The sequence below is a fragment of the Nonomuraea rosea genome, from assembly GCF_039539705.1.
Classification (GTDB): Bacteria; Actinomycetota; Actinomycetes; order Streptosporangiales; family Streptosporangiaceae; genus Nonomuraea; species Nonomuraea rosea.
The window spans coordinates 1-569 of sequence record NZ_BAABDQ010000172.1; the positions used below are offsets into that span (position 1 = coordinate 1).

1 protein-coding gene is annotated in these 569 nt (G+C 68.7%); it reads right to left on the reverse strand.

Features of this window, described 5'->3' with window-relative positions; all coding sequences use genetic code 11:
* Window positions 1-534: transposase (locus ABEA43_RS67960; RefSeq protein WP_345581679.1), on the reverse strand; the 534-nt coding region annotated here is incomplete at its 3' end.
* Window positions 535-569: the final 35 nt, after the last annotated feature.

The following is a 569-nucleotide window of genomic DNA, read 5'->3' on the forward strand; positions in this document are numbered from 1 at the left end:
GGGATCCAGCGGGCGCCGCTGCCAGAGCTTCACCTCCTCCATCACCTGCTCGGTGATCCGCGAGATCGTCTCGGCCGACAGCCGGGTGCCATAGACCTGCTCCAGGTGGTGCACGATGTCCCGGACGCTCATCCCGTGCGCATACAGCGAGATGACCATGTCATCCAGGCCACCGGAGACCCGGCCCGCCCGCTTGGGCACCAGCACCGGTTCGAAACTGCCGGCCCGGTCCCGCGGAACCGCCGGCCGGACCGGCCCGACCCCGGTCTGCACCGTCTTGCCGATCTTCCCGTTGCGGGCGTTCCCAGCCGCCGCCCCGGCACCCTGCTCGTGCCGGGTGTAGCCCAGATGCGCGGTCAGCTCGGCCTCCAAGGCCCGCTCCAGCACCGCTTTGACCAAATCGCCGAGCATGCTGCCCTCACCGGTCAGCCGCAGCCCGCCCGCCTCATCCCGGGACCGGACCAGCAGCTCATCCAACAGCCGATCATCGATCAACTCCCGAATCGGACGACGTTCCTGCTGCTCACCGGCCACATCCCTCACCGTAGAGCGGATCTCACTCAGCGTGT